The 21,443-nt window shown below is 66.9% G+C and carries 18 protein-coding genes and 1 pseudogene; 13 read left to right on the top strand and 6 right to left on the bottom strand.

Annotation, left to right across the window (positions count from 1 at the left end):
• Positions 1 to 63 precede the first annotated feature (63 nt).
• Together QW861_RS09135 and QW861_RS09140 are read right to left on the bottom strand one after the other, a co-directional pair.
• A complete protein-coding gene (locus tag QW861_RS09135) occupies positions 64 to 2,010 on the bottom strand; it encodes a hypothetical protein (protein WP_316192941.1) in 1,947 nt (648 codons plus the stop codon).
• 103 nt (positions 2,011 to 2,113) lie between these two features.
• On the bottom strand, positions 2,114 to 3,205 hold the full coding sequence (locus QW861_RS09140; RefSeq protein ID WP_315712684.1) for a YbhN family protein: 1,092 nt from the start codon (positions 3,203 to 3,205) through the stop codon (positions 2,114 to 2,116).
• Positions 3,206 to 3,576: 371 nt separating this feature from the next.
• Between QW861_RS09140 and QW861_RS09145 the strand changes: the two genes are divergently transcribed.
• Positions 3,577 to 4,083 carry a ferritin-like domain-containing protein gene (locus QW861_RS09145; RefSeq protein ID WP_315753160.1) on the top strand — a complete coding sequence of 169 codons (507 nt, stop codon included), beginning with the start codon at positions 3,577 to 3,579 and terminating at the stop codon, positions 4,081 to 4,083.
• A 76-nt stretch (positions 4,084 to 4,159) separates the two neighbouring features.
• On the opposite strand, the gene QW861_RS09150 is transcribed toward QW861_RS09145, so the two are convergent.
• A complete protein-coding gene (locus tag QW861_RS09150; RefSeq protein ID WP_315738812.1) occupies positions 4,160 to 4,594 on the bottom strand; it encodes a hypothetical protein in 435 nt (144 codons plus the stop codon).
• A 48-nt stretch (positions 4,595 to 4,642) separates the two neighbouring features.
• Between QW861_RS09150 and QW861_RS09155 the strand changes: the two genes are divergently transcribed.
• A complete protein-coding gene (locus tag QW861_RS09155) occupies positions 4,643 to 5,233 on the top strand; it encodes a hypothetical protein (RefSeq protein WP_409999284.1) in 591 nt (196 codons plus the stop codon).
• A gap of 89 nt (positions 5,234 to 5,322) precedes the next feature.
• On the top strand, positions 5,323 to 5,910 hold the full coding sequence (locus tag QW861_RS09160) for a YdcF family protein (RefSeq protein ID WP_315753158.1): 588 nt from the start codon (positions 5,323 to 5,325) through the stop codon (positions 5,908 to 5,910).
• A gap of 174 nt (positions 5,911 to 6,084) precedes the next feature.
• Here QW861_RS09160 and QW861_RS09165 read toward each other — a convergent pair whose 3' ends face one another.
• The 3 genes from QW861_RS09165 to QW861_RS09175 all read right to left on the bottom strand — a co-directional run bounded on the left by QW861_RS09165 (position 6,085) and on the right by QW861_RS09175 (position 7,582).
• The gene (locus QW861_RS09165) at positions 6,085 to 6,444 is read right to left on the bottom strand and encodes a DUF6404 family protein (RefSeq protein WP_316167237.1); all 360 of its coding nucleotides are present in this window, start codon (positions 6,442 to 6,444) and stop codon (positions 6,085 to 6,087) included.
• Between the two features lie 116 nt (positions 6,445 to 6,560).
• Positions 6,561 to 6,986, bottom strand: a complete 426-nt coding sequence (locus QW861_RS09170) for a universal stress protein (RefSeq protein ID WP_315712676.1) — start codon at positions 6,984 to 6,986, stop codon at positions 6,561 to 6,563.
• Between the two features lie 53 nt (positions 6,987 to 7,039).
• A complete protein-coding gene (locus tag QW861_RS09175) occupies positions 7,040 to 7,582 on the bottom strand; it encodes a histidine phosphatase family protein (protein WP_315753157.1) in 543 nt (180 codons plus the stop codon).
• A 105-nt stretch (positions 7,583 to 7,687) separates the two neighbouring features.
• On the opposite strand from QW861_RS09175, the gene QW861_RS09180 reads away from it, so the two are divergent.
• The 10 genes and pseudogenes from QW861_RS09180 to QW861_RS09225 all read left to right on the top strand — a co-directional run.
• Entirely contained in the window at positions 7,688 to 9,115 is a 1,428-nt protein-coding gene (locus QW861_RS09180) for an FAD-binding oxidoreductase (RefSeq protein WP_315753156.1), read from the top strand.
• 97 nt (positions 9,116 to 9,212) lie between these two features.
• Positions 9,213 to 9,716 carry a peptide-methionine (R)-S-oxide reductase MsrB gene (msrB, locus tag QW861_RS09185; RefSeq protein ID WP_315753155.1) on the top strand — a complete coding sequence of 168 codons (504 nt, stop codon included), beginning with the start codon at positions 9,213 to 9,215 and terminating at the stop codon, positions 9,714 to 9,716.
• A 295-nt stretch (positions 9,717 to 10,011) separates the two neighbouring features.
• Positions 10,012 to 11,814: a flagellar hook-basal body complex protein gene (locus tag QW861_RS09190; protein ID WP_315712671.1), complete on the top strand. Its 1,803-nt coding sequence runs from the start codon at positions 10,012 to 10,014 to the stop codon at positions 11,812 to 11,814.
• Positions 11,815 to 11,858: 44 nt separating this feature from the next.
• Positions 11,859 to 13,721 carry a flagellar hook-associated protein FlgK gene (flgK, locus tag QW861_RS09195; RefSeq protein WP_315753154.1) on the top strand — a complete coding sequence of 621 codons (1,863 nt, stop codon included), beginning with the start codon at positions 11,859 to 11,861 and terminating at the stop codon, positions 13,719 to 13,721.
• 15 nt (positions 13,722 to 13,736) lie between these two features.
• Positions 13,737 to 15,608: a flagellar protein gene (locus QW861_RS09200; RefSeq protein WP_315753153.1), complete on the top strand. Its 1,872-nt coding sequence runs from the start codon at positions 13,737 to 13,739 to the stop codon at positions 15,606 to 15,608.
• Between the two features lie 92 nt (positions 15,609 to 15,700).
• Complete coding sequence (locus tag QW861_RS09205) at positions 15,701 to 16,507, top strand: hypothetical protein (RefSeq protein WP_315712667.1); 807 nt, start codon at positions 15,701 to 15,703, stop codon at positions 16,505 to 16,507.
• Positions 16,508 to 16,518: 11 nt separating this feature from the next.
• The gene (locus QW861_RS09210) at positions 16,519 to 18,147 is read left to right on the top strand and encodes a hypothetical protein (RefSeq protein WP_316192942.1); all 1,629 of its coding nucleotides are present in this window, start codon (positions 16,519 to 16,521) and stop codon (positions 18,145 to 18,147) included.
• A gap of 52 nt (positions 18,148 to 18,199) precedes the next feature.
• Positions 18,200 to 19,390, top strand: coding sequence for a hypothetical protein (locus QW861_RS09215; RefSeq protein WP_315753289.1), 1,191 nt, complete (start codon positions 18,200 to 18,202; stop codon positions 19,388 to 19,390).
• A 68-nt stretch (positions 19,391 to 19,458) separates the two neighbouring features.
• Positions 19,459 to 20,895, top strand: coding sequence for an aspartate aminotransferase family protein (locus QW861_RS09220; protein ID WP_315713620.1), 1,437 nt, complete (start codon positions 19,459 to 19,461; stop codon positions 20,893 to 20,895).
• 345 nt (positions 20,896 to 21,240) lie between these two features.
• Positions 21,241 to 21,443: pseudogene (locus QW861_RS09225) on the top strand (flagellar protein); the annotation flags it as partial.

The raw sequence follows: 21,443 nt of genomic DNA on the forward strand, positions 1-21,443 counted from the left end.
ACGGTGAGCGGAGCGGAGCGCTTCAGGCCGTTCTTCCTCTGCGATCCCTACCCGAATGGCCGACTACTGCCTCACCACGCCCGCCGGCGGCAGCGGCTGGCTGGTGACGTTGGGCTCGGCCGCATCGAGGTTGAGCACTTGCGCCGCGGCCGGAAAGGCGGCGTCGGCCATCACGGCATGGCCCTCCGCCGTCGGATGCACGGCGCCGCCATAGACCGCGGATAGCACGCCCCAGCTCGCATCGTGGATGTCGGACGGCTGCATCGCCGCCGGCAGCCCTTGCGGATAGGTCATCGCCGAGAAGTAGCTGTCGTTGGCATCGCGGATCCAGCGCGCGCGCGGCAGATAGGGACGATACTCGCTGGCGCCGCGGCCGCACAGCAGCGGCTCGTTGGCGGCGCTGACGATGTTCGGATCGAAGCTGGCGCCGTCGGCCGAAAAGCATTCGCGGTCGAACGGCGGATCCTGCGTCGAGCGGGCGCAGAAGCCGTGATCGGCAAACGCGGCCTGATGCGCATCGACGAAGGTCATGCGGTCGGCCTGCGGATCGCGGCACAGGACTCCCGCGGTACATTGCGCCAGTCCGCGCAGTGACGGCAGGAACTCGTTCTCGACGAAGCCCGCGACCTTGGCGAGCCGCTGCGGATTGGCATTGAACGATGGGTGGACCTCGAAACCGGCCGGACCACCCGGGCAGGGCGTGCCGGGGCCGCTCAGTGCCGGGTTGCCGTAGGAGGTGTAGATGACGTGCGAGAGGTCGCCGACCAGCGGCTTCAGCGCCTCGCGCAGCTTGGCAAAACCCTGCGGCAGGTCGCGTGCCAGCTCGCTGCGCGATTCCTCCACCGAGCCGATCACGCCTGAGCGCTTGAACAGCGTGCGTTCGGTCGGCGTATCGACGATGACGTCGGCGACGAGACCGGAGAAGTTGATGTCGTTGGCGCCGATCGACAGCAGAATCAGATCGAGCTTGCGGTCCGGCTGGCGACGCTTGGCCGCGGTCAGCGCCTCGCGCAGCTCGCCGAGCTGGCCGTTGACGCTGCCGGCGCAGGTGGTCGCGGCGCGGCCCGGCGTGCATTCGCGTGCGCGCTGGCTGCCGAACAGGCCATCGGCGATGGTGGCGCCCGTGCAGGCGAGCGGCAGGTAGGTGACCGCGACATGAGGATAGCGCACCGCGAGCGCCAGCGCCGTGCGGGTCTGGTAGCTGTAGAGCGAGCGGTGGCAGGCGGCGTTGAGCCAGACCGCGCTGTGCTTCTGCCAGTTCTGCAGCGTGTCCGGCGCCTCGCAGGCGCGGCCGCCTTTGAAGCCGGCCCGGCTCGGCCGATAATATTGCGCCGTCGGACCGCCGAGATAGGAGCGGAAGCAGAAGCCGTCGTCGGCGAGCGCGATCGGGCGGTCCGGGTTGCCCTCGCCGGAGGCGATGCTGTCGCCGAGGCCGGCGATCAGGACGTCGCGGACCTGGATTCCGGTCGACACCTGCTGCGTGCCTTCCGGGCTGGCGACATCGACGGATGCGACGGTCTGGCGGCCGTAGCGGACGCGCAGGTTGACCGGTTCGGCGCAGTCGAATGTCGAGGTCTGCGGCCCGTCGCCGTCGTCGAACGACCACGCGCAGGTGGCGCCGACCGGGACCGGGCCGGTCAGGCGCACGGTGATCGGATGGTCGATCGGCGTGAGATAGCTTTCCTTGACGTTGTCGCGCGTGCACGGCTCGTTGATGCGGCCGGCGAGGTCGATGCAGAGCCGGTTGACGACGTTCCGGGCCCAGCCGCGGCCGTCGCTCTGCACCGCCAACGCCTGCTCGGCGGCGAGAATGGAGCGGTCGCGCGTGCTCTCGGTATGCAGCAGGAAGTCGCGCTCCTCCCGGAAGAGACGGAAGCGGTTGCGCACCTCCCAGCTGATCTGCAGCGGCGCTGCGCCGAACTGCGCGGCCGCCTCGGTGGCGGCGAGAGGGGCGAGCAGGCCGGCCAGGACGCAGGCGGCGAGCAGCGGACGAAGGGGCATTCGGGTCATGCGCAAGGATTCACGTCAGGGATGGGGCGGAAATAAGAGGATCGCACGCGAGTTCAACCGGTCGAGGGTCGAACCGTCGCGTCATCCGCGAGACGATTGCTGCTCAGCGCTGGGAGTGGCGCTTGATGCGCTGGGGAACCGCGGCGGGCGCCGTGGCCGCGGCGCGCTTGGCGGCGACCTCGTCCTCGCAGGCTGAGTTCAGCCGGCGCCGCTCCTGCCACGGCTTCACGACGTTCAGCCAGAGTTCCCTGATGCCCATGATGGAGATCGCCGTCGCGAACGGGATCACGAAATACAGCACGCGGAAAACGAGCAGGGTGGCCAGCAACTGCTCGCGCCCGAACTGCGGCAGCGCCACGAGCATCGCGGCATCGAACACGCCGATGCTGCCGGGCGCGTGGCTGGCGAAGCCGAGCAGGGTGGCGAGGATGAACACCACCGACAGCGACAGGAAATCGATCGGCGGAGCGGCGGGGACGAGGAGGTACATCGCCAGCGCGCAGAAGCCGAGGTCGACCACTCCGATCAGGATCTGCACGAGCGTGAGCTGCGCCGAGGGCAGCACCACCTTCCAGCCGTTCTGGCCGAGCTGGCGCCGGTTCTTGCCGGCGGTCAGCCAGCCGAGATAGGCGAAGATCGCCCCCAGGATGCCGATCGCGATCAACTGGTTCACCGCCGGGGGCAACTGGTCCATCGCGGTGGCGGCGGCCGGATGCAAGGTCATACCGATGCCGAGTACGAACAGATTGCCGAGCCAGAAGGTCAGGCCTGACAGGAAGCAGATCTTGGCGACGTCGATCGCGGACAGGCCGTAGTCGGAGTAGATCCGAAACCGGATGGCGCCGCCGGTGAACACGGTGGCGCCGATGTTGTGGCCGATCGAATAGCTGGTGAAGGCGCTCATCGCCGCGATGCGATAGGGCACGTGTTTCTTGCCAATCGTTCGCAGTGCAAAATAGTCATAGAAGGTCAGCGTGCAGAACGCGCCGACCACACACAAGGCCGCGAGGGCGATGTGACCGGGCGGGATTTCGGTGAGCGCGGTCAGGATGACGCCGGCATCGACGCCCTTCAGCGTGCGCACGAGTGTCGTGATCGCGAAGGCGATGATCGCAAGGCTCGCTGCAATCCCCAGCCGCTTCCAGCCGATCCATTTCTTGAAGCCACGCCCAAGCGTGGTCAGCAGGCGCTGCATTCATCCTCCCGGCGGGGCGGTACTAGATCTTGGAAAAGAGGCGAAACCATTGATCGATGGGGCGGGCAATTCGTGACAGCCTGTTCCTTATGCTAAAATGCGCGCCTTGTGCAGTCCTTGACACAGCTCAGCTCCGACCCATGCGGCGCGGGTCTGTCACACTCCGGTCACATAGCTGGCGGCCCGTCCGCCTCAATTCGGTCCAACTGGTCGCCCGCGCGGTTCACGAGAACCCTCGTCCCTGCGACCGGTTCGGCAGGGGCGGTACGCCGGAACAACCGCCGTAGCCGCCGGTTAGCGCACAGCGAACATGGCGACGATCGGTCAGGGGAGGGACCTGCCATGTTCCGAACCGAGAGGACGTGAAACAAATGGGACTGTTCACCAAGGACATCAAGACGATGAACGATCTGTTCGTTCATCAGCTGCAGGACATCTATTACGCCGAGAACCAGCTCGTCAAAGCGCTGCCGAAGATGGCGGACAAGGCGACGGATCAGAAGCTCAAGCAGGGCTTTCTGACCCATCTCGATGAGACGAAGACGCATGTGACGCGTCTCGAACAGGTGTTCAAGATGCACGGCATCGCGGCCAAGGCGGTCGACTGTCCGGCGATCGACGGCATCATCGAGGAGGCCGACGAGGTCGCCGGCGAGGTCGACGACAAGGCGGTGCTGGACGCAGCGCTGATCAACGCCGCCCAGGCGGCCGAGCACTACGAGATCACGCGCTATGGCAGCCTGATCGCCTGGGCCAAGCAGCTCGGCCGCAGCGACTGCGCCGCCGTGCTGCAGAAGACGCTCGACGAGGAGAAGGCGACCGACATGAAGCTGACCAAGCTCGCCGAGAGCGGCGTCAACCTGCGTGCTGCGAGCTGATCGCGTCACCAGAGCCGATGAGACAAAACGCCGCGCGGACATCCCGCGCGGCGTCGTCGCATCCGGATGCCACGCGTCAGCTCTTCCTCAGCGCGAAATTGGCGCCGCAGAACGCCATCAGGGCGCCGAGGCAGAGCGCGGCGAGGCCGGCCAGCACACCCGAGGCCGACGGCACCGGGCTCGGGCCGGAGATCGCCTGGCCGATGCCGGCCAGCATCAGCACGCCGACCACGACCAGGAAGTTGCGCATCCGCTGCGGGATCTCGCCCGATACCGCGCTGTGCATGATGTTGGCGATGAAATAGCCCGAGGAGAAGCCGACGGTGGCGATCAGCCACCAGGCGATCGCCGATCCCGCCGGCATGAAGGCGCCGCTCTCGGTCTGCCACAGGCCGCCGAGATCGAGCCCGTAGCGGGCGCCGAGCATGTGCACGGCCAGCGCCAGCAGCACGCCGGCGGCCATCGCCCCGGCCAGGATCAGGTGGCGCGGAAAATAGATCGTTTCGCTCATGCTCCGCTTGTAGGATAAGGCGCGCGCCACACGCAACAGGACCGATCCATTTCCGAGCGCACCACCACGGCCGGCGATGATGCGATCCGCTACGCCTACAAGGCGTCGCTGATCGGGGCCGCGCACCAGTTCGAGCTGACCGGGCAGGGGCTGTCGTGGCGGTTCGCCGGCCGGACCGGCCTGTGGCCGTACGCCGACATCGCCGCGATCCGGCTGTCCTACCGACCGGTGTCGATGCAGGCGAAGCGTTTTCGGGCCGACATCACCCATCGCGATGGCCGCCGCCTCAGCATCATCTCCGTCTCGTGGCAGACGGCGGCCCTGATGGCGCCGCAGAGCGAGGCCTACCGCGCCTTCATCGTCGGCCTGCATGCGCGGCTCGCCTTCAGCGGCAGCAACGCGCGGCTGACTGCGGGCCTCGGCCGCTTCACCTACGGCGCGGCGCTCGCCGCGATTGCGCTGCTAGCCGTGGCGATGGCCGGGCTTCTGGTGCGCGCGCTCGTCATCGCCGAATGGTCGGGCGCGTTGTTCCTGATCGGCTTCGCCGCGCTGTTCGCCTGGTATGTCGGCGGCTTCATCACCCGCAACAGGCCGCGCAGCTACACGTTCACGGAGATTCCGGCCGCGCTGCTGCCGTGATCACGCAACCTCATCGCCGGTCACCGAATGTGATCATGCAGATTTCGCGCACCATGCCAGAGTGAGCGAGTCGCCTTCGGAGTGGGACGATGCAGGATCGCGCGCTGCGCAGACCGGATGACGCCGAGATCGCCGCGGTCAACGCGCGGCATTTCGCCGATACGCCGCTGCGGCCGGCCGATCTCCTGTTCGTGTTCGGGACCCGCGTCGACGAGGAGCTGCGTGCCGAGACGGCGGTGAAGCTGTGGCAGCAGGGCTACTTCCGCCACGCCATCGTCAGCGGCGGGATCACGCCGGGCGCTGATCTTTCGGAGTGTACGCTGATCAAGGCCGCCATGGTGAGGCGCGGCATTCCGGCCGAGCGCATCCTCGAAGAGCACCACGCCACGAATACCGGCGAGAACGTCGCGCTCGCGCTGCCGGTGATCGACGCCGCGCTCGGCCTCGCCAATGTCGGCAGCGTGATCTGCCTCGGCAACAGCTGGACCGCGCGGCGCTACGCGATGACCCTGCAGCGATACTGGCCCGAGGTGGAGAAGATGCTGCTCACGGTCGACGGCTTCGGCATCCCGCGCCATCTCTGGCACACCCATCCCGAATTCCGCCGTCGCGTGCTCAGCGAATGGGACAAGATCGAACCTTATAAGGCGAAGGGCTTCATCGCGGAGTGGCCGTGATCTCAGACGAAGCCGGAATGGCAGCAACAAGCTCCGTCATTGCGAGGAGCGAAGCGACGAAGCAATCCAGAATCTTCGCGGAGCCCTGGATTGCTTCGCTTCGCTCGCAATGACGGTTAGCACCAAATTGAATCCATTAAACCCGACATGCAGAACGTTTGGACGCCTGCACCGTTACGGGCCAGCATTCACTTCAGACCAAAGAGGGAGCTTATATTTGCGAGCGCCGTAACGATAGTAGGCCGCTATGATCAAGCCGAACAGAACCCCGGCAACGACGGCTCCGGTGATCGCCACGACACCGGACCCGCTCACCTTGGACCAAACGAATATCCACATGATGGCTCCCCAGGCGGTGCCAAACCACGCCGCCGTAAAGGCGAAGTTGAAGCCGAAGCTGGCGAAATGCGGTGGTGGCAAGGGCAATCCGAGGCGCCAGAGCAAGCGATAAAGCGGAGGCTCGTAACTGCTTCGCCACATGCCGGTTGCAGCCAGGATGGCCAATGCGGAATCCAGTCTTGACGGGGAGCTCATGGGGTATCTGCACTCGAATTCGCAACCGACCGTTTCATCTGCCGAGCTTAAGGAACCCGTTTGCGTCAGCCAAGTCTTGATATCAGCCAAGTCTTGATATCGAGGGGAGCTGACGCTCAAGGCCTCACCACCAGCACCGAGCACTTGGCGTAGCGCACGACGTGGCCGGCGTTGGAGCCGAGGAAGTAGGTGCGCATCGCCGGGCGGTGCGAGGTCATCACGATCAGGTCGGCGTTGACCTTGGCCGCCTCCTCGAGGATCTCGTGATAGATGCCGCCCTGGCGTACCGTGTAGCTGATGCGCTCGGCCGGGATGCCGGATTCGCGCGCCACGATCGACAGCGCTTCCTCGGCGGTCTCGCGCTGCTGCGCATCGAAATCGGCCGGGACGTATTCGGCGAGCATCACCGGCGTCATCGGCATCACGTTGAGCAGATGCACCGTGCCGCTCCAGGTCTGCGCCAGCGTGGCCGCGGTGGCGATGGCCGGCTTGGCGAGGTCGGTGTCAGCCAGATCGATCGGCACCAGAATCGAGTTGAACATCGAAGGTCCTCCTCTCTGTCCGCCGGCATTACGCGCCGGCCCCGACCTGCCTGTCAATCGACCGAGCCGTGTTTGAGCAGCTTGGGCGTGACGAACCTCAGGAGATGGCCGCGGGTGAAGCTGATGTCGCCCCAATCGTCGGTGTCGAAATCGAGCACCGCGAGTCCCGCGGTCGGCATGTTGCGCATCAGCTCGTGGCGGGCCTCGGAATCGCCCTCGCCGGTCAGCGCCAGCGCCAGCTCGTGCATGCCGGGATTGTGCCCGACGAGCAGGAGCTGCTTCGGATCACGCGCTGCCGCGAGGCGGATGTGATGCAGCATCTGCATCGGCTCGGCGCCGTAGAGCTCGGGAACGGTCTCGACCTGCGGGGGCGGGACGCGGTCCTTCATCGCCGCAAGCGCGAGGTCCCAGGTCTGCTGCGCCCGAACCGCGGTCGAGACCAGCACCAGCTCCGGCACCGGCGGGTGGCTGGCGATGAAATCGCCGATCATGGCGGCATCCTGGTGCCCGCGCTCGTCGAGACGGCGGTCCTGGTCGCGGCCGGTCGGCGCGTCAGTCTCGGTCTTGGCGTGGCGCAGCAGCATCAATCGGCGCATGGAATTCCGTCTCGAATCGTTCAGGCTGGGTCAGCCTGTACCACGTCTCTTTATCGCCATTAAAAGCGTCATGACGTCCGGCGCAGGGTTCGCTAAGAAAACGCCATGAACGAGACTTCCACAAGCGTGAACGATGACGCGGATGCCGCAGGTGCACACGGCCGCACCAGGCTGAATTTCGACCTCGATGTCGACGTCTGCGTCGTCGGGGCGGGATTGGCCGGCTTGACGGTGGCGTTGTGCGCGGCCCGGCAGGGGGCGAGCGTCGCGGTGCTGGAAGGCCGCCAGGTCGGATGGAACGCATCCGGTCACATGATCGGCACGGTCATGCCCGGGTTCGACCTGCCGCTGCCGGATCTGATCGAGCGCGTCGGGCTCGCGCATGCCCGGGCGCTATGGGCGTTGTCCTGGTCCGGTGCCGAGTTCATCCGCGCCCAGGCCACCGCGGCGATGCCGGGCATCGGGCTCAGCGAAGGCGCGCTCGAAGTCTCCAATGTCGACGCCGGCGACGCCTTGATCCGCCGCCTCCAGATGCTGCACGAGGATTTCGACACCGAGGTCGAGGGCTGGCAGGTCGAGCGCGTCAGGACCGAGCTCAAGACCGACCGCTACTTCCATGGCGTCCATTACCCCAAGGCGTTCCAACTCGACGGCCGCAGGTACGTTCACGCGCTGGCGCGGCTCGCGCACCGGGCCGGGGCAAGGATCTTCGAGGACACGCCGGTGGTCAGCATCGACGCGTCGGGCGTGCGCAAGCGCATCGTGACGCCGTCGGCGCGGATGCGCGCCTCGCACATCGTGCTCGCCGGCAACATCCATCTCGGCGCGCCGCTGCAGAAGCTGTCCGATACGCTGTTGCCGGTGTGGCGCTATGGCGGCGTCACCGCGCCGCTCGGCGAGCGGCTGGCTGATGCGATCGCCTTCCGGGGCTCGGTCAGCGACACCGACGGCATCGATCATTTCCGCGTCGTCGACGGCGACCGGCTGATGTGGGCGAGCCCGGAGACGACCTGGGACGCCCGGCCCAGCGGATTTGCCGCGGCGCTGCAGCGCCGGATCCGCACGGTGTTCCCGCAACTCGGCCGCGTCGAGATCGCCGAGACCTTCGGCGGCGTCACCGGCCAGACCGTGCACGGCATGCCGCAGATCGGCCAGCTCCGCAAAGGCCTGTGGGTTGCGAGCGGCTTCGGCCGGCAGGGACTCAACACCTCGGCGATGGCCGGGCAGTTGATCGCGCAGGCGATCCTCGCCGGCGACGATCGCTGGAAGCTGTTCTCGCCGTTCGAATTGGTCTGGGCCGGCGGCGTCAGCGGCCGGGTCGCCGGCCATGTCGTCAATCTCTGGATCCGCGGCCGCGCCGCCGCGGCCGGGACGCTGGCGCGGCACCGCGAGCGCGTCCGCGCGCAGGAGCGTGTGCGCGAGATCAGGGCGGCCGAAGCGCGGCGCCGGGCGGCCGAACGGCCCGGCTCGCGGCTGCCGCTGCGGCCACAGCCGTCCGATCTGAACCGCCGTCCCGACGCCGGGGAGGGCTGACACCTCGCAAGAAAGTGAGCCGTCGCGCCCGCGCCCGACGTAACTTCGCGGGATCCCGTCCGTAGATCCGGTAACCCATCGCCGCACGGAGACCTCCATGATCGACCGCCGCATGATGTTCACCACCGCCGCCGGACTGTTCGGCTTCGCCGCCCTGCGCTGGCTCGGCGGTTCCGCGCCGGCCCGCGCCGCCGAGAAGTTCGAGATCGAGAAGACCGAGGCCGAGTGGCGCGCGCAATTGACGCCGCAGCAATACGAGATCCTGCGCGAGGAGGGCACCGAGCGGCCCTGGACCAGCCCGCTGCTGAAGGAGCATCGCAAGGGCACCTTCGCCTGCGCCGGCTGCGACCTGCCGCTGTTCTCCTCCGACACCAAGTTCGACAGCGGCACCGGCTGGCCGAGCTTCTTCAAGCCGCTCGACAATGCCGTGGCGACCCGCCAGGACAAGACCTACGGCATGGTCCGCACCGAGGTGCATTGCCGCCGCTGCGGCGGCCATCTCGGCCACGTGTTCGACGACGGCCCCAAGCCGACCGGCCTGCGCTACTGCATGGACGGGCTCTCGCTCACGTTCCACCCGGCAAATCCGTCGTCGACCTGACAGGAATTTGCGCCCGGATATTCCGGCTCGTCCGTTCAAGGCTCGATGGGGGTCTTCAGGACGCGCCGGCAGCCGTGACGAGCGGCCGTGCCGGAGCGCGATTTGGCGCGCCCGGCCCGGCAAGAACTGCCGGCTCGGCAATTGTTCACCAGTCTTGACGCCGGTTTTTTTACGTTGTGGTTTTACAACCCGCTGATTTCACAGCATTTTCGCATCTGGCACAGCGATTGCGACAGCTCTCCACGAAACGCGGTGCGGGCCGACCCGCCACCGGCATCACAGTGGAGAGATTGGTATGGGTATCTTCGACGCGATGAACACTTCGGTGAGCGGTCTGTCCGCTCAATCATTCGCGCTGCAGAATATTTCCGGTAACATCGCGAACGCGTCGACCGTCGGCTACAAGGGAATCGGCACCAGCTTCGAAGACCTCATCCCCAACGCGACCAACCCGACGCGCCAGAATGCCGGCGGCGTCACCGCCTTCGCCAAGGCCACCATCACCACCCAGGGCACCGTCTCGACGTCCTCGGTCGCCACCAACATGGCGATCAACGGCGACGGCTTCTTCAACGTGCAGAAGGCCTCCTCGGTCGTCGACAACGTGCCGGTCTTCACTGGCGTCACCAACTACACCCGCCGCGGCGACTTCCAGCTCAACGCCAACGGCAACCTGATCAACGGCGCCGGCTATTACCTGATGGGTGTCGCGGTCGATCCGAAGACCGGCAACGCCACCGGCAACGTGCCGACCGTGCTGCAATTCGCGAACAATTTCGTGCCGGCGCAGGCGACCACCGCAATCCAGTACGCCGCCAACCTGCCGACGCAGCCGAAGACCGCCGCCAGCGGCAACGCTGCGACCGGCACGCTGGTCGCGGCCGGCGGCCTCAACTCGGCCGACCTCTCCAACGTGCCGCTGCCGGTCGGCACCAATTTCTACGCCGACTCCACCGTCACCGGCGCCACCGCCGTGAACAAGGTGCCGGCGCAGATCACGACCTCGACATTGTTGAGCGGCGCCAGCGGCGACTCGATCTCGAGCAATTTCACCACCGGCGACACCATCACCATGACCGGCAGCGCCGGCGACGTCGTCACCTTCACCTTCGTCGCCTCCGGCGCCTCGGGTACCCAGATCAATGTCGGCGACTCCGTCGGCACGCTGCTGGCGAAGATCGCGGCCGTCACCGGCGTGCAGCCGACCATCACCGCCGGCAAGATCACGCTGCATTCCGGCAGCGGCGAGGACTGGAACTTGAGCAGTGCCTCCCCGGGTTTCACCGCGCTCGGCCTCACGTCACCCGTGGCGCTGACGCGCACGGCGAGTCCCGGCACCGGCATCGTGATCGGCAACGATCTCACCAACTTCAACAACGAGACGATCTCGGGCGGCGCGGTCACGGCCTACAACTCGTCGGGCACGCCGGTGAACGTGCAGCTGCGCTGGGGCAAGGTCGACAGCTCGACGCTCGGCACGGGCCACAAGGACACCTGGAACCTGTTCTACCAGACCAACTCCAGCGCCACTGGCTCGACCGTGGCCTGGCAGAACGTCGGCACCAATTTCACGTTCGCCTCCGACGGCTCGCTCGTGTCGCCGACGACCTCCAACATCTCCATTCCCAACGTCGTGGTCGACGGCACCACGCTCGGCACCGTCAGCCTCAACATCTCCTCGGGCGCGCTGACGCAATATGCGAGCACGATCGGCTCGGCGACGATCAACCAGATCAATCAGAACGGCTTCGCCGCCGGCCAGCTGCAGTCGGTCGCCGTCAACAACAGCGGCGTCGTCACCGGCACCTTCTCCAACGGCCAGACCATCAACCTGGCGCAGGTCACGCTGTCGCACTTCAACGGCACCAACTACCTGAAGGCGCTCGACGGCGGCGCCTACGAGGCGACCGACCAGTCCGGCCAGGCCATCATCGGCGCGACCGGCAAGATCTCGGGCGGCTCGCTGGAAGGCTCCAACACCGACATCGCTGACGAGTTTACCAAGCTGATCGTGACCCAGCAGGCCTATTCGGCCAACACCAAGGTGATCACGACGGCCAATTCGATGGTGCAGGATCTTCTGAACGTGCTGCGCTGATCGCGCTGAGACGTGGCAGTTGAATTGACATAAGGCTACCGAACATGGGTTTGAGTTCTGCCCTCGCCACCGCGATGTCCGGCCTGCGCTCGACGCAGGCCGCGCTCTCGATCATCTCATCGAACGTCGCCAACGCGAACACGCCCGGCTACGTCGCGCAGAACCCGAACCAGATCGAGGTCGCCAGCGGCGGCTTCGGCTCGACGGTGACGACGACGGGCGTCAACCGTCAGCTCGACTTGTTCGTCCAGAACCAGCTCCGCACCGAGACCTCGGGTGGGACCTATGCCAATCAGATGGCCAACATCCTGAGCCAGCTGCAGACCGTGTACGGTACGCCCGGCGGCAGCGGCACGCTCGAGACGGCGCTGAACAATTTCACCACGGCGCTGCAGTCGCTGTCGAACAATCCGAGCAACCAGTCGGCGCAGTCGGTGGCGCTGTCGGCGGCGCAGGGCGTGGCGCTGCAGCTCAACGCGACCACCAAGGGCATCCAGACCCTGCGCACCAATGTCGAGCAGGACATCGGCAATTCGGTCACGCAGGCCAACGCGGCGATCAAGCAGATCGCGACGCTCAACACGCAGCTGCAGGGCCTCGACAGCTCCGACCCGCTGGCGGCGACCCTGCAGGACCAGCGCGACAACGCGATCAACACGCTTGCCAAATATGTCGACATCCGCGTCGTGTCGGATCCGACCAACGGCACGAGCGTGTTCACCAATTCGGGCATCCAGCTGGTCGGCGCAGGCCTCAGCTCCGAGTTCACCTTCTCGTCGCCGGGGACGCTCGACGCCACCTCGCTCTACAACAGCGATCCGACCAAGACCGGCGTCGGGCAGCTCAACATCAAGCTGTCGAACGGCGTGTCGCTCGACGTCGTGTCGAACAATCTCCTGAACTCGGGTCAGATCGCGGCCGACCTCAAGCTGCGCGACCAGACCCTGGTGCAGGCGCAGACCCAGGTCGACCAGCTCGCGGCGACGATGGCCTCGGCGCTGTCCGACAAGACCACGGCGGGTACCGCGGTGGCGGGACCTCCGGCCGGCTTCGACGTCTCGACCAGCGGGCTGCTGGCGGGCAACACCATCAACCTGACCTACACGGATTCGAGCAACGTCCAGCGCCAGGTCAAGATCGTCAACGTCAACGATCCCGCGGCGCTGCCGCTGAAGAACGCCTCCGGCGCCAACCCGTCCTATGTCGGCGTCGACTTCTCGCTCGGCATGGCCTCGGTGGTGTCGCAGCTCAACAGCGCGCTCGGTGGCGCGCATCTGCAGTTTTCCAATCCCTCCGGCACCACGCTGCGGATCACCGATGACGGCACCAGCCAGGCGGCGGTCAAGGCGGCCTCGGCCACCACCACCGTGCAGACGCTCGCCAGCGGCAACGCGCAACTGCCGGTTTTCACTGACGGCGGTGCGCTCTACACCGGTGCGATCACCTCGACCGGCTCGCAGATGACGGGGCTCGCGGGGCGGCTCAACGTCAACCCGGCATTGCTGAACGATCCGACCAAGCTGTCGACCTATTCGACCTCGCCGCAGACCGCGGCCGGCGACGCGACGCGACCGGACTTCCTGTTCGCGCAGCTCACCTCGGCGACCTTCAGCTACTCGCCAACCACCGGCCTCGGCTCGGCGGCGCAGCCATTCCAGGGCACGGTGTCCGGCTATCTGCAGCAGTTCGTCAGCCAGCAGGGCAGTGCCTCGACGCTGGCGACCCAGCTCAGCCAGGGCCAGGCCGTCGTGGTCAGCACGCTGAAGGAGAAGTTCCAGGGCACGGCGGGGGTCAACATGGACAGCGAGATGTCCAACCTGATCCAGGTCCAGAACACCTATGCGGCCAACGCCCATATCATGTCGGTCGTGCAAAGCATGATGCAGAGCCTGCTCCAGGCATTTTAGTGAGGCGCGTGTAAGATGTCGATCAGCAGTGTCAACTACGGAAATTCTCTGCTCGGCCTGTCCGTGCGGAACATCTCGAACCAGCTCGCGGACCTTTCCACGCAGCTCTCGAGCGGCGTCAAGGCGAACAACTACGCCGGCATGGGCCCCGACGAAGGCTTCGCGATCGCGGCGCGGGCGCAGCTCTCGAACATCTCGGCCTTCACGCTGACGATGACCCACGTCAATACCGTGATCGGCGCGGTCAATACCTCGCTGCAGTCGCTGTCCAAGATTCATGACCAGGTCCAGAGTGGCGCCTCGGCGACGCCGCAGAACCTGACCAGCACCGGCCAGACCACGGGACAATTGACGGCGCTGTCCAACCTGTCGGCCATCACCGGCATCCTCAACACCCAGGTCGGCGATCGCTACATCTTCTCCGGCAGCGCCACCGACCGGCCGGCGATCGCATCGGCCGACGACATCCTGAACGGCACCACGACGCAGGCCGGCCTGAAGCAGGTCATCGCCGAGCGGCAGCAGGCCGATCTCGGGCTCAACGGTCTCGGGCGTCTGAACCTGTCGGCGTCGGCCACGATGCCGATCACGCTGGCGGAGGACGTCGCCGGCTCGCCGTTCGGCTTCAAGCTGAGCGGCGTCACCTCGTCGCTGACCAATGCCACGGTGACCGGACCGTCCGGCTCGCCCCCGGGCATCTCGGTCGATCTCACCGCCGGCAATCCGAATGCGGGCGACCAGATCAGCTTCACCTTCAAGCTGCCCGACGGCACCGCGGAATCGATCAAGCTGACGGCGTCCACCACGACGCCGGCGCCGACCAATACGTTCGCCATCGGCGCCACGCCGGCGGCCACCTCCGCCAATCTCAACGCGGCGCTCAACACGGCGCTGTCGACACTGGCCAACACCTCGCTGACCGCTGCCTCGGCGGTCGTCGCCGGTGACAACTTCTTCAACACGGCGAGCTCCGTGTCGGGCACGGTGGTCAACAACAAGCTCGCAACGCCGGCGCCGATCACGGGAGCGACGCTGCTGTCGGGCGGGGCGGGCTCCGACTCGATCGCGACCAGCTTTGCGACCGGCGACACCATCACCGTCAACGGGCAGACGCTGACCTTCGTCGCCTCCGGCGCCAACGGCAACAACCAGATCAATGTCGGCGACAGCGTGCAGACGCTGCTGTCGAAGATCGATACGCTCAGCGGCACGTCGACGCCGTCGACGGTCAGCGGCGGCGTGATCACCTTGCGCACCAACGACGCCGCCGGCTTCTCGGTGTCGAGCTCGAACGCGGGTGCGTTCGGGGCGCTCGGCTTCTCCGGCACCGTGACGGCGCCGACGCCGCCGTTGCGCGTCTCCGGCTCGCCGCTGGGGTCGGCGACCAGCCTCGTCAACGGTTCGGCCAACACCGTCGCCTGGTACACCGGCAACAGCGGTCCCGGCTCGGCGCGGTCGAGCGCGACCATCCGGGTCGACACGGCGCAGAGCATTCAGTTCGGCGCCCAGGGCAACGAGTTCGCGATCCGCAACCTCGTGCAGCAGACCGCGGTCTATGCCGCCGTCAACACGCCGCCAGCGGGAGCGAATGCTCCGCAGCAGATCGGCGCGCTCAGCCAGCGCATCGCCGCCAACCTGACGCCGCAGCTCGGCCAGCAGGCGATCTCGGACATCCAGACCGAGTTCGCCAACGCCCAGACCACGATGAAGGACGCCACGGCGCGCCAGACCCAGGCCAAGGCGGCGATGCAGGCCATGGTCGACCAGACCGAGGGCATCTCGCAGCAGGAGGTTGCGAGCCAGATCCTGCAGCTCCAGACCAACCTCCAGGCGTCCTACCAGACGACGGCGATGCTGGCCCAGTTGACGCTGGTGAAATATCTGTAGCGCCCCGGGGGCGGCGGTTAGGTTTTCGTTAACCACGTCTCTTTAGCTTTTGTTCAGATCTGGGGCGAGAGCCTCTTTGTCTGGAGGCGGACGTGAGTGACGGAACCGACGAGCGCATTCATCTGGTGGTCGCGACACCATGCTTCGGCGGCCAGGTGTCGAGCATCTATGCGAGCTCGATCTTCGCCCTGCAGCGCGAGTTGCGCGCCGCGTCCAACGTCGACCTCACCGTCCACATGCGCGACGGCGATGCGCTGATCACCCGTGCCAGGGCCAATCTCGTCACCCTGTTCCTCAACGATCCCTCGGCCACGCATCTGCTCTTCGTCGATGCCGACATCGGCTTCACGCCGAAGCAGGTGTTCCGGCTGATCGCGTCCGGCGGCGACATGGTCGCCGGCGTCTATCCGGTCAAGAAGGTCAACTGGAACAAGGCGCGCCGTGCCATCAATTCCAACCGCATGGACGTGCCGGCGGCATCGCTCGACTACGTGCTGGAGATCGACAATCCGGATCACGTTGCGGTGGTCAACGGCTTCACCCGCGTGCGCTATGCCGGCACCGGCTTCCTGATGGTCCGCCGCCGCGTCATCGAGACGATGATCGCGCATCCGGCCTACGCCCCGCTGCAGTTCTTCCGCGAGCATTCGCAGGATGCGCTGGCCGGCAGTCCGAACCGCTTCGCGCTGTTCGAATGCATGATCGACCCGGCGACCGGGACCTATCTCAGCGAGGATTTCGCGTTCTGCAGGCGATGGACCGATCTCGGCGGCGAGATCTGGGCCGATCTCGACAGCCGGCTCGATCACGTCGGTCCGTCCGTGTTTCACGGCAATGTCGCCTCGCAATTCGCGTCGGCGGTGGCGGTTCCCACCGCCGCTGCGGCCGACGCAGCCTGACGATCCGCGCGATGACCCCGGCGGTAACCCGGTCGCAGATATCCCAGTCATCCCGGATCGACCGGCGCGAGCAGGGCGCCGCGACCGGACTGCGCGATCTCTTTGCCTTGCTCGGCGATCTCCTGATCGATGGCGGCGATACCCGCCTGGCGCTCGATCGCCCCTGGGGCCGCAACGTCTATGGCTGCGGGCCGTCGCCCGAACCCGATGTGCTGTGCTTCGCATCGAGCACGGCTTCGCCGATTTCAGAACGCGCCTATGCGCGCGTCGAGCTGGCGCGCGAGCAGCTGATGCATGCGGCGATCTCGCTCGGCCTCGACGCCGCGCTCGACCGGCGCACCGAGGAGATGCGTCGCGAACTGCGCGGATATCTCGGCCTTGCCGACGAGATCGACATCGTGTTCTCGCCGTCCGGCACCGACTCGCAACTGCATGCGCTGGCGCTGGTGCGGGCGGTGCTGGGCGAGGCCGTCACGAGCATCGTCGTCGGCAGCGACCAGACCGGAAGCGGCACCGCCGCGAGCGCCCGGGGACACCATTTCAGCGCGCGGACGGCGAACGGTCTGGCGGTGCGGACGAACACGCCGATCGAGGGGCTCTCGGGCGACGCCGTGTCGCTGCCGCTGCTCGACGGCGCATCGATGCAGCCGCGCGCTGATATCGATGCCGAGATGCTCGACAGCGTCGAGGCGCTGGTGCGAAGGGGCCGTGGCGTCCTGCTGCAGGTCATGGATTCCTCCAAGCTCGGCTGGCGCGCGCCGGACATGGCCTGCCTGGACGAGGTGGCGCAGCGCTGGCCGGGGCGCGTGCAGGTCGTCGTCGATGCCTGCCAGATGCGGCTCGGCGCGGCGCGGCTGCGCGATCATCTCCAACGCGGCCATCTGGTGCTCGTCACGGGCTCGAAGTTCTTCGGCGGGCCCGCCTTCAGCGGCGCGCTGCTGGTGCCCGCGGCCGCATCGGCTGCGCTGCGCTGCGGACATCCGATCGCGCCCGGCCTGTTCGACTATGTCAATCGCAGCGATTGGCCGCTCGCCTGGACGGATCTGCGCGCGCGCACGGCGCCGCGCGCCAATATCGGCCAGTGGCTGCGCTGGGAGGCCGCGCTGGAGGAGATCGCCGCGTATCACGCCGTGCCCGAGACGTTCCGCCGGATGGCGATCCGGCAGCTCGGCGAGTCCATCGAAAGCCTGCTGATGCTGTCGCCGGTGCTGCGTCCGATCGCCGCCCGCGCGCCTGCGCCGGATGGGAGCGATGGCGAGTTCGGCTTTCCCACCATCTTCCCGTTCGCGCTCCAGCGTGACGGCGGCCCGCTCGGCCTCGGTGAGACGCAGGCGGTGTATCGCGCGCTGCAGCGCGATCTCGGCAGCCGCTTCAGCGGACGCGCAGTCGAGATTGCCGCGCGCCAGTGCCTGATCGGCCAGCCGGTGCGGATTGAACGCGCGGGCGAGGCGCCGTCGGCCGCGCTGCGGCTGTGCATCGGCGCGCGCCAGGTGACGGACGCATGGTGCGACGACGTCACCGCGGCCCGGGTCAATCTCGAATCCGACATCGACCGCGTCGCCGACATCGTTGCCAAAACAGAGCTGCTCGTATCGGATCTGAGCAGCCAGGATCTCAGGGACCTCTGCAATGCCGACTGATTTGCTCGCGCTGGCCGACGCCACCGACGCAGGATGTGCCGACCGGATCGGCATGGCCAAGCTCGCCAAGGCCGCCTTCGACGGCCAGGACCTGAAACCGATGTGGGCCGCCTTGCTCGCCAAGCTGCTCGACGGCCGCGCGGAGCCGGGCGAGGGGCTCGATCTCGCGCTGATCGCGCAGCTCATCGGCGAGAAATCGTCCGGGCTCGCGATCCAGCACGACGTTCTGCAGTCGCAGCAGCTCTACCGCGTTGCCTGCAACAGCGCGACGCCGCGGCTGCGCGTGCTCGCGCTCGCGGCGGCCACCGACATGGGCAGCAACACGCCGATCGAATTCCTGCTCGAGGACACCGACTTCGAGCTGCTGCTGCTCTATGTCGTTCCGGGCGCGGACCTGCTGGCGCCTTTGCCCGCTCATGACGTCGCCATCGTCATCGCGTCCGATTCCGAGGATTGTCAGCACGCGCTGCGCGAGATCGATGCCGTCGCGGCGCGCTGGCCGCGTCCGCTGCTGAATCCGCCGGAGCGGATCTGGCATCTCGACCGCGACAAGCTGCATGCGCGGCTCGCCGGCATCGACGGGCTCACCATTCCGGCGACCATTCCCGTCGACCGCGAGCGCCTGATCGGGATCGCCGACGAGCGCGAATGGATCACGGACGTCGACCACTCGCTCGTCTTCCCGGTCATCGTGCGGCCGCGCGGTTCGCATGCCGGCGTCGGCCTGGAGAAGGTCGACGAGCCGCTCGAGCTGTCGCTCTATCTCGACGAGCGCAGCGAGCAGGAGTTCTTCGTCTCGCGCTTCGTCGACTATGCCAGCGAGGACGGTCAGTTCCGCAAGTACCGCATCGTGTTCGTCGACGGCACGGCCTACGCCTGCCACATGGCGATCGCGCGACGCTGGGACATCTGGTACCTCAACGCCAACATGGCCGGCAGCGAGAGCAAGCGCCTCGAAGAGGCGACCTTCATGCAGACCTTCGACATCGGCTTCGGCCGCCGTCATCGCAGCGTGCTCGATGCGATCGCCGCGCGCGTCGGTCTCGACTATTTCATCATCGACTGCGCCGAGACCAGGGACGGCACGCTGCTGGTGTTCGAGGCCGACAATACGGCCGTCGTCCACAACATGGATTCGCCGGAGGTCTTCCCCTACAAGCCGCCGCAGATGCAGAAGATCTTCGCGGCCTTCGCGGCCATGATCGAGAAGCGCGCCGCGTCGCGGGCGGAGCAGGCGGCGTGACCGCCGGGCTGCGCATCGATCCTGCGTCGCGGACGGCGGAGACGCTCGATCCGCGACATTGGGACGAGATGCGCGCGCTCGGTCATCGCATGCTCGATGACATGATCGACTATGTCGCCGATATCCGCGACCGGCCGGTGTGGCAGCCGATGTCGCCGGCGACACGTCAGAGCTTCCGCAGCGCGCTGCCGCATGCGCCGACCGATCTCGCCGAGGTCTATCGCGATTTCAGCGAGCTCGTCGTTCCCTACGCGACCGGCAACGTGCATCCTGGATTCATGGGCTGGGTGCATGGCGGCGGCACCGTGGTCGGCATGCTCGCCGAGATGCTGGCTGCCGGATTGAACGCCAATCTCGGCGGCCGCGACCACGCGCCGATCGAGGTCGAGCGGCAGGTCGTCGACTGGACGCGTCAGTTGTTCGGCTTTCCGGCAAGCGCCAGCGGCATCTTCGTCACCGGCACCTCGATGGCCAACCTGATGGCGGTGCTGGTCGCTCGCCGCAACGCGCTCGGCGCGGCGGTTCGCTCGGCGGGTCTCGGTGAGGAGGGGCGGCGCTTGCGCGCCTACACGTCGAAGGCGGCGCATGGCTGCATCGCCAAGGCGATGGACATCTGCGGACTGGGCAGCGACGCGCTCGGCTGCATCGCGGTGGATGCCGCACATCGCATCGACGTCGGCGAGCTGCGGACCGCGATCGCGCGCGATCGCGCCGCGGGACTGCATCCGTTTCTCGTCGTCGCCTCGGCGGGTACCGTCGATATCGGCGCCATCGACGACCTCGCTGATATTGCCGAGCTCTGCCGTGCCGAGGGGCTCTGGTTTCACGTCGACGGCGCCTTCGGTGCGCTCGCGATGCTGTCAGCGGAGCTCGCACCGAAGCTCGCCGGCATCGAGCAGGCGGATTCGATTGCGCTGGATTTTCACAAATGGGGGCAGGTGCCCTACGATGCGGGCTTCCTGCTGGTGCGCGATGGCACCAAGCATCGCGACGCCTTCGCCTCGCCGGCCGCCTATCTGCGCCGGGAAACCCGTGGTCTCGCGGCGGGCGCCGAGTGGCCCTGCGATCTCGGTCCTGATCTGTCGCGCGGCTTCCGGGCGCTGAAGACATGGTTCACGCTGAGGACGTTCGGCACGGATGCGCTCGGCGCCGTGATCGCGCGAAGCTGCGAGCTCGCGCGCCATCTCGAGGCGCGGGTGCGCGCCGAGCCCGAGCTCGAGCTGCTGGCGCCGGTCAATCTCAACATCGTCTGCTTCCGCTATCGTGCCGACGATGCCGATGCGCTCAACGGCGAGATCGTCGCCGACATCCACGAATCCGGCCTCGCCGCGCCGTCGACCACGATGCTCGACGGACGGCTGGCGATCCGTGCCGCGATCGTCAATCATCGTACCGGGACGAGCGACATCGGCCGGCTGATTGCGGCGGTCCTCATGTTCGGCCGCCAGCGCGCGGCCGGTCTCACGCCGTTGATCGAGGTCGATGCGCCGCCGCTGGCGCTCTGAGCGCAAACCGCATCTCGGCGTCGTCCGCTGGTCGATGACGACCGCCGGCAGAATGTCGCCGCGCGTCGAAACCTTTCCAAAGGTGGTTGACGCGTTGTGAACGACGGGCGCGTTTGTTGAATCAACGAGCCTTTTCAAAGGGCGTTCTTGCGCGATGACGCGGCAATCAGCAGCGCCGATGCGCCTGTTCCGCTGATTGAGGCGGCTGCGCACCACAACCCTTCAGCGTTTGTTAGCCACTGCCATTCACCGTGACGCCCGTCGTCCGGGGTCGTTCAAATCGACCTGGGCTGCACCCTGATCTCGAAGGGATCGGGGTTTATTTCACACCAGAAGGGTATGAAAATGTCAGGTATCGTCCTCTCGGCGTCGGTGCGCCAGAATCTGCTGTCGCTTCAGTCGACAGCTCAGCTCCTCGCCACCACCCAGAACAATCTCTCCACGGGCAAGAAGGTCAACTCGGCGCTCGATAATCCGACCAACTTCTTCACCGCCCAGGGTCTCGACAACCGCGCTTCCGACATCTCCAATCTGCTCGACGGCATCGG

Source organism: Bradyrhizobium sp. SZCCHNRI1029 (assembly GCF_032487555.1).
Lineage (GTDB): Bacteria > Pseudomonadota > Alphaproteobacteria > Rhizobiales > Xanthobacteraceae > Bradyrhizobium.